Source organism: Pseudomonas sp. (assembly GCF_035277045.1).
Classification (GTDB): domain Bacteria; phylum Pseudomonadota; class Gammaproteobacteria; order Pseudomonadales; family Pseudomonadaceae; genus Aquipseudomonas.
Genome location: NZ_DATELE010000238.1, coordinates 1 through 7,158, shown reverse-complemented (window position 1 = coordinate 7,158; position 7,158 = coordinate 1). Strand labels below are relative to the sequence as shown.

Here is a 7,158-nt window from a genome sequence, read left to right as displayed (position 1 = left end):
CGACGCGGGACCGAGAAAGGCCATACCTATCACCTGCTGAACCACACGCGCGGGCCGAAGAAGAGCTTCGAGGCGTACATGGTGAGCATGGACGACGCCAGCGAAGAGTTTCCGACCTTCGCTCACCCCGGCACCGAGTTCCTGCATCTGCTCGAAGGCGAGCTGGTGTACCGCCACGGCAACCAGCTCTACCACATGCAGGCCGGCGACAGCCTGACGTTCGACGGCGAGACCCCGCACGGGCCCGAGCAGCTGGTGCAGGTGCCGATCCGGTTGTTGTCGATCATGAACTATGGGCCGGAGTGACCCCGCGCCCCTGTGAGGGGGTGGGTATATCTCCGTGAGAGCGGGCTTGTCCCGCGATTCTGTGGGAGCGGGCTTGTCCCGCGATCGGGCACGCAGCGGCCGCAAAACCTGCCTGCACAATAACCCCGAAACACTGCATTCCCCCGCAGCCTGATATTTTCCTCCCAAGATAAAAATTTTCCCAAGGCTATAGACCCGCCCTCCAACTTCGCCTATAAAAGCGCAAAAGGAAATTTATATTCCTGACAGGAAATACCCCTTCACGCCCTTGCGCCCGAACTGCCGCCACAGACCTCGAGGACCCCACATGCACCACGCCCCCAGCCATTTCATCATTCGCGTCAGTTGCCCGGCCGTGTCCGGCATCGTCTCGGCGGTGAGCACCTTCCTGGCCGAGCAGGGTTGCTACATCAGCGAGATGGCGCAGTTCGACGACGAGGACACCGGCCGCTTCTTCATGCGTGCGGTGTTTCGTTTCAACGACGGCCTGGCTGGCGACATCGGCCAGGTCGAGGCAGGCTTCGCCGATGTGGCGCAGCGCTTCACCATGGACTGGAGCCTTCATGGCAGCGCGCGTCCCATGCGCGTGCTGCTGATGGTCAGCAAGTTCGACCACTGCCTGACCGACCTGCTGTACCGCCACGCCAAGGGCGAGCTGGACATGCAGATCACCGCCGTCGTCTCCAACCACCTCGAACTGCGGCACATGGCCGAACGCGAGGGCATCCGCTTCGTCTACCTGCCCGTGACCAAGGACACCAAGGCCCAGCAGGAAGCGGCCCTGATGCGTATCGTCGAAGAGACCGAGACCGACCTGGTGGTGCTGGCGCGCTACATGCAGATCCTTTCCGACGACCTGTGCAAGCAACTCTCGGGCCGCGCGATCAACATCCACCACTCGTTCCTGCCCGGCTTCAAGGGCGCCAAGCCTTACCACCAGGCCTACCAGCGCGGCGTGAAGCTGATCGGCGCGACCGCCCACTACGTCACCAGCGACCTGGACGAGGGCCCGATCATCGAGCAGGAAGTCCAGCGCGTCGACCACGCCTACGCCCCCGACGCACTGGTCGCCATCGGCCGCGACACCGAGACCATCGCCCTGTCGCGGGCACTCAAGTACCACCTGGAGCACCGGGTATTCATCAATGGCGAGCGCACGGTGATCTTCAAATGAATGTCCATCAGAACATCAAGCTCATCGACGGCAAGGCCACCTCGGCGCGGGTGCTGGCCGAGGTTCGCGAACAGGTGCTGGCCCTGCGTGAAGCGGGGATCCAGCCAGGCCTGGCCGTGGTGCTGGTGGGCAGCGATGCCGCAAGCCAGGTGTATGTGCGCAACAAGGTGCTGCGTGCCGAGGAAGTCGGCATCCGCTCGCTGGAGCATCGCCTGGGCGCCGACACGGATGAGCAGACCCTGCTCGCGCTGGTGCAGCGCCTGAACGCCGACCCTTCGGTCAACGGCATTCTCGTGCAACTGCCGCTGCCGCCGCACATCGACGAGCACCGCGTCCTGCAGGCCGTCAGCCCGCTAAAAGACGTCGACGGTTTCCACAGCGCCAACGTCGGTGGCCTGGCCCAGGGCCGCGATGTGCTCACCCCCTGCACGCCCAGTGGCTGCATGCGCCTGCTGCGCGATGCCTGCGGCGACCTGCGCGGCAAGCATGCGGTGGTGGTCGGTCGCTCGAACATCGTCGGCAAACCAATGGCCGCGTTGCTGCTGCAAGCCGATTGCACCGTCACCGTGGTGCATTCGCGCAGCCGCGACCTGCCGGCGCTGTGCCGTCAGGCCGACATCCTGGTCGCCGCGGCCGGCAAGCCGCGGCTGATCGGCGCCGACTGGCTCAAGCCGGGCGCGGTGGTGATCGACGTGGGCATCAACCGCATCGAGGAGGACGGCCGCAGCCGCCTGGTGGGTGATGTCGATTTCGCCGCCGCCCTGCCGCTGGCTGCGGCAATCACCCCGGTACCGGGTGGCGTCGGCCCCATGACCATCGCCTATCTGATGAAGAACACCCTGCTCGCCCTCGACCTGCAGCAACAGGCCGCCCTGGCACGCCCATCACAGGAGCACGCCCCATGCCTTTCGCTCTGCTGAAACACGGCCTGAGCGCCGACTACCCGGTCGAGGTCGACCTGCCGCCACCGTGCGAGCTCAAGCCGCGCTATGACGTGGTGATCATCGGTGGCGGTGGCCACGGCCTGGCGATCGCCTATTACCTGGCCAAGTACCACGGCGTGACCAATGTCGCGGTGCTGGAAAAGGCCTACCTGGGCGGTGGCAACACCGCGCGCAACACGGCCGTGATCCGCTCCAACTACCTCACCAGCGAAGGCGTGCGCTTCTACGCCGAATCGGTGCGGATGTTCCAGAACCTCTCCAACGAGTTCGACTTCAACATCATGTATTCCGAGCGCGGGCAGCTGACCCTCGCGCATACCGACGCCACCGTCCGCGCCTTCCGCCAGCGCGCCGAGGTCAACAAGCACTTCGGCGGACGTACCGAGATGATCGACCGCCAGCAGATCCGCGAGCTGGTGCCCACGCTCAACCTGGACCCCGGCCACCTGCCGGTGATCGCCGGCCTATGGCACATCGACGGCGCCACCGCCCGCCACGACGCGGTCGCCTGGGGCTACGCCAAGCAGGCCGCCAAGCGCGGTGTCGAGATCCACCAGCTCACCGAAGTGCAGGACCTGGTCATCCGCAACGGCCGCATCGAGGCGGTCAAGACCAATCGAGGCACCGTGCAGTGCGGCTGCGTGGTCCAGGCCATCGCCGGGGCCAGCTCGCTGCTGATGGCCAAGGCCGGCATCCGTGCGCCGATCCACACCTACCCGCTGCAGGCCATGGTCACCCAGCCGTTCAAGCCCTTTCTCGACCCGCTGGTGAGCTCCTCGGCGCTGCACTGCTACGTGCAGCAGACCAGCCGTGGCGAAATCGTCTTCGGCGGCGGCTCTGATCCATACCCCCTGTACAACACCCGCTCGACCCTGGACCTCAAGGAGAGCCTGCTGGCCCACGCCATCGAGATGTTCCCCTTCATGGCCAACGCCAAGCTGATGCGCCAGTGGGCCGGGATGACCGACATGACACCGGACTACAGCCCGATCATGGGCCTGTCGCCGGTCGAGAACTATTACCTCGACGCGGGCTGGGGCACCTGGGGCTTCAAGTCGACGCCCATCTGCGGCAAGACCATGGCCGAACTGGTCGCCAGCGGTGGCAAGGTCCCGGCGCTGATCGCCCCGTTCGCCCTGGAGCGCTTCAGCCGCTTCCAGCAGGTCAACGAGATGGGCGCCACCGCGGCCAGCCACTGAGGAGAATGCGATGAAGATTCTGACCTGCCCCTTGAACGGCCCGCGCAACATCAGCGAGTTCACCTACGGTGGCGAGTTCAAGCAGATGCCCGACCCTGCCACCTGCAGCGACCTGGAATGGGCCGACTATGTGTTCAACACCGACAACGCTGCCGGCGTGGTCGTCGAATGGTGGCTGCACAACGCCTCCAGCTACTGGTTCCTGGCCGAGCGCCATACCGTGACCGACCAGGTGCTGCGCACCTTCGACCCGAAAGCCGTGTTCGACCAGCGCATCGATTTCGCCCAGCCCACCACCGCCCCGGAGATCGCCGGATGAACACCGTCAACCGCCTGCCCAGCCCCATGGGCCTGCTCATCGACCGTGAGCGCCCGCTGCAGTTTTCATTCGACGGCCAGCAATACCAGGGCTATGAAGGCGACAGCATCGCCTCGGCCCTGCTCGGCAACGGCCGCTGGCTGCTGTCGCGCTCGTTCAAGTACCACCGCCCGCGCGGCCCGCTGAGTCTGGCGGGTCAGGATGCCAACAGCCTGGTGCAGTTGCCCGATGAGCCCAACGTGCTGGCCGACCTGCACCCTGCCCGCCAGGGACTGGTGGTGGACGGCCAGAACTATGCGGGCAGCCTCGACCAGGACCGCGATGCGTACCTGGGCAAGTTCTCGCGCTTCATGCCGGTGGGTTTCTACTACCGCGCCTTCTACAAGCCCAAGGGCATGTGGAAGGTGTGGGAGCCGCTGATCCGCAAGAAGGCCGGGCTCGGCGTGCTGAACCTCGACTTCAGCCCGGAATACTACGACAAGGCCTACCTGTTTGTTGACCTGGCGGTGATCGGCGCTGGCCCCGCCGGCCTGCGCGCCGCCCTCGACGCCGCCAACGCAGGCGCCAAGGTGCTGCTGGTCGAGCAACAGCCCGTGCTCGGCGGCTCGCTCAACTACGCCCGTTTCGACATCGCCGGCACCCGCGCCGCGTACCTGCGCAGCGAACTGCTGGCCGCCGTCGAGGGCCATGCCAATATCCAGGTGCTCAAGGAGGCCACCTGCAATGGCTGGTTCACCGACAACTACCTGCCGGTGATCCAGCACAAGCGCATGTACAAGGTGCGCGCCACGCGCTGCCTGGTCAGCGCAGGCTCCTTCGATCAGCCCGTGGTGTTTCGCAACAATGACCTGCCCGGCATCATGCTCACCAGCGCCGCGCAGCGCCTGATGAAGCTCTACGCGGTCAAGCCCGGCCAGCGCGCCGTGGTGCTGACCGGCAACGACGATGGTTACCTGGCCGCCCTCGACCTGCAGGAGCAAGGTGTCGCCCTGGCCGCCGTGGTCGACATGCGCGCGGCCCCGGCCGACCCGGCATTGGCCGCCGAGCTCAAGCGCCGCGGCATCCCCCTGCACCTGGGCAGCACCGTGTTCGAAGCCCTGCACGAGGCCGGCATGCGCCACGTCAGCGGTGCCGAGATCCGCCGCATCACGGCCCAGGGCAAGGTCGCCGAGGAAGGTGTGCGCGTGGGCTGCGACCTGCTGTGCATGTCCGCCGGTTACATGCCGGTCTACCAGCTGCTGTGCCAGGCGGGCGGCAAGCTCGCCTATGAAGAGGCACGCGCCGAGTTCACCATCAGCAATCTTCCGGCCGGACTGGACATCGCCGGCTCCGTCAACGGCCGTCACCAGCTGGCGAACGTGCTGGCCGATGCCACCCGTGCGGCGGCCGAGGCCGTGGCGGCCCTCGGTCTGAATGTGCCAGCCCTCGACGCATTTGTGAACGAGTCGCCGGTCAACTTTCCCTGGCCGATCTTCCCGCACCCCAAGGGCAAGGACTTCGTCGACTTCGATGAAGACCTGCAGGTGCGCGACATCGTCAACGCCACCCGCAGCGGCTACCGTGACGTGCAACTGGTCAAGCGCTTCTCCACCGTCGGCATGGGCCCGTCCCAAGGCCGGCACTCGGCCCTGCCCACCGCGCGCCTGGTGGCTCAGGCCACGGGGCGCGGCATCGCCGAGACCGGCGTTACCACCGCGCGTCCGCCGTTCGTGGCGGAAAAGCTCGCCCACGTCGCCGGCCGTGCCTTCGACCCGTATCGGCTCACGCCCATGCACCGCCGCCACGTCGAGGCCGGTGCGAAGATGATGCCCGCCGGCATCTGGCTGCGCCCGGCGTATTACGGGAAGCCCGAGGACCGCGAGCGCTGCATGCAGGACGAAGCCCGCCATGTGCGGGAGAAAGTCGGGCTGATCGACGTCTCGACCCTGGGCGGCCTGGACGTGCGCGGCCCCGATGCCGCTGAACTGCTTGAACGCCTGTACACCTTCGGCTTCGCCAAGCTTGCGGTCGGCCGGACCCGTTACGCGCTGATGACCAACGAGCACGGCGTGGTAATCGACGATGGCGTCTGCGCCCGCCTCGGCGAGCGGCATTTCTATGTCAGCGCCACCACCAGCGGTGTCGATCGCATCTACCAGCAGATGCTCAAGTGGAATGCCCAGTGGCGCCTGGACGTGGACGTCACCAACGTCACCGCGGCGCTGGCCGCGGTCAACCTGGCGGGTCCCTTGTCGCGCCAGGTGCTGGCCAAGGTCTGCGACGACGTCGACCTGTCCGCCGAGGCATTCCCCTACCTGGGGGTGCGCCTGGGCAAGGTCGCCGGCATCCCCGCGCGCATCCTGCGGGTCGGTTTCGTCGGCGAGCTGGGTTACGAGATCCACGTGCCGGCCCGACATGCCGAGCGGCTGTGGGATGTGCTGATCGAAGCGGGCGCGCCGCTGGGCATTCGCCCTTTCGGCGTCGAGACCCAGCGTTTGCTGCGCCTTGAAAAAGGCCACGTGATCATCAGCCAGGACACCGACGGCATGACCCACCCTGCCGAGATCGACATGCAATGGGCGATCGGCCGCAAGAAGCCCTTCTTCGTCGGCAAGCGCTCCATCGAGATCCTCGAAGCCCAGCCGCTCAAGCGCAAGCTCGTGGGTTTCACCCTGCCGCGCGGCAGCGCTCAACCACTGGAAGGCCACCTGGTGCTGGACGGACCCGACATCAGTGGCAACGTCACTTCCTGCGAGTTCTCCCAGACCCTTGGCCAGATCATCGGCCTGGCCTACGCCGGTGCCCACCAGGCCACGCCAGGCCAGCACATCCCGATCCGCGTCGAAGGCGGCGAAGTGGTGCAGGCCCAGGTCGTCACCCTGCCCTTCCATGACCCCCGCAACCTGCGCCAGGAGCTCTGAGCCATGTCCAGCCTGAAAGCCGAAGACTTCATCGAACGCAGCCCTGTGTATCCGCTGCACCACTGCGCGTTGACAGACCTGAGCGAACTGCCACGCGTGGGCTTCAGGGGCACCGACAGCGCCGCCTGGCTACAGGCGCGTGGCTATCGTCTGCCCGGGCAGCCCAACCAGGCCCTGCGCCAGGACGACGGCAGCCGCGTGACTCGCCTGTCGCAGACCGAATACCTGCTGCTCGGCAGCCTGGATGACATGGGCGCCCGCGTTGCCGCCGAAGAAGCGTCCTGGGTGTTCGACGACAGTCGCAACTACCTGCTGC

General features: G+C 66.4%; 6 protein-coding genes and 1 pseudogene. All 7 read left to right on the top strand.

Annotated elements, in window-relative coordinates:
• A partial coding sequence (locus VJS90_RS13640) for a cupin domain-containing protein (protein ID WP_324122177.1) occupies window positions 1-306 on the top strand: 306 nt, incomplete at its 5' end.
• Window positions 307-613: 307 nt separating this feature from the next.
• The gene (purU, locus tag VJS90_RS13635; RefSeq protein ID WP_324122176.1) at window positions 614-1,480 is read left to right on the top strand and encodes a formyltetrahydrofolate deformylase; all 867 of its coding nucleotides are present in this window, start codon (window positions 614-616) and stop codon (window positions 1,478-1,480) included.
• On the top strand, window positions 1,477-2,400 hold the full coding sequence (gene folD / locus VJS90_RS13630) for a bifunctional methylenetetrahydrofolate dehydrogenase/methenyltetrahydrofolate cyclohydrolase FolD (protein WP_324122175.1): 924 nt from the start codon (window positions 1,477-1,479) through the stop codon (window positions 2,398-2,400). The genes purU and folD overlap by 4 nt, the downstream gene beginning before the upstream one ends.
• The gene (locus tag VJS90_RS13625) at window positions 2,382-3,623 is read left to right on the top strand and encodes an FAD-dependent oxidoreductase (protein ID WP_324122174.1); all 1,242 of its coding nucleotides are present in this window, start codon (window positions 2,382-2,384) and stop codon (window positions 3,621-3,623) included. The genes folD and VJS90_RS13625 overlap by 19 nt, the downstream gene beginning before the upstream one ends.
• Before the next feature lie 10 nt (window positions 3,624-3,633).
• Window positions 3,634-3,942 carry a sarcosine oxidase subunit delta gene (locus VJS90_RS13620; RefSeq protein WP_324122173.1) on the top strand — a complete coding sequence of 103 codons (309 nt, stop codon included), beginning with the start codon at window positions 3,634-3,636 and terminating at the stop codon, window positions 3,940-3,942.
• The gene (locus VJS90_RS13615; RefSeq protein ID WP_324122172.1) at window positions 3,939-6,842 is read left to right on the top strand and encodes a 2Fe-2S iron-sulfur cluster-binding protein; all 2,904 of its coding nucleotides are present in this window, start codon (window positions 3,939-3,941) and stop codon (window positions 6,840-6,842) included. The genes VJS90_RS13620 and VJS90_RS13615 overlap by 4 nt, the downstream gene beginning before the upstream one ends.
• Window positions 6,843-6,845: 3 nt before the next feature.
• Window positions 6,846-7,158: pseudogene (locus VJS90_RS13610) on the top strand (sarcosine oxidase); the annotation flags it as partial.

Bases quoted from the DNA above. Each gene is read 5' to 3' on its own strand.
- VJS90_RS13620 (WP_324122173.1), top strand. From the start codon at position 3,634: ATGAAGATTCTGACCTGCCCCTTGAACGGCCCGCGCAACATCAGCGAG.
- VJS90_RS13615 (WP_324122172.1), top strand. From the start codon at position 3,939: ATGAACACCGTCAACCGCCTGCCCAGCCCCATGGGCCTGCTCATCGAC.
- folD (WP_324122175.1), top strand. From the start codon at position 1,477: ATGAATGTCCATCAGAACATCAAGCTCATCGACGGCAAGGCCACCTCG.
- VJS90_RS13625 (WP_324122174.1), top strand. From the start codon at position 2,382: ATGCCTTTCGCTCTGCTGAAACACGGCCTGAGCGCCGACTACCCGGTC.
- purU (WP_324122176.1), top strand. From the start codon at position 614: ATGCACCACGCCCCCAGCCATTTCATCATTCGCGTCAGTTGCCCGGCC.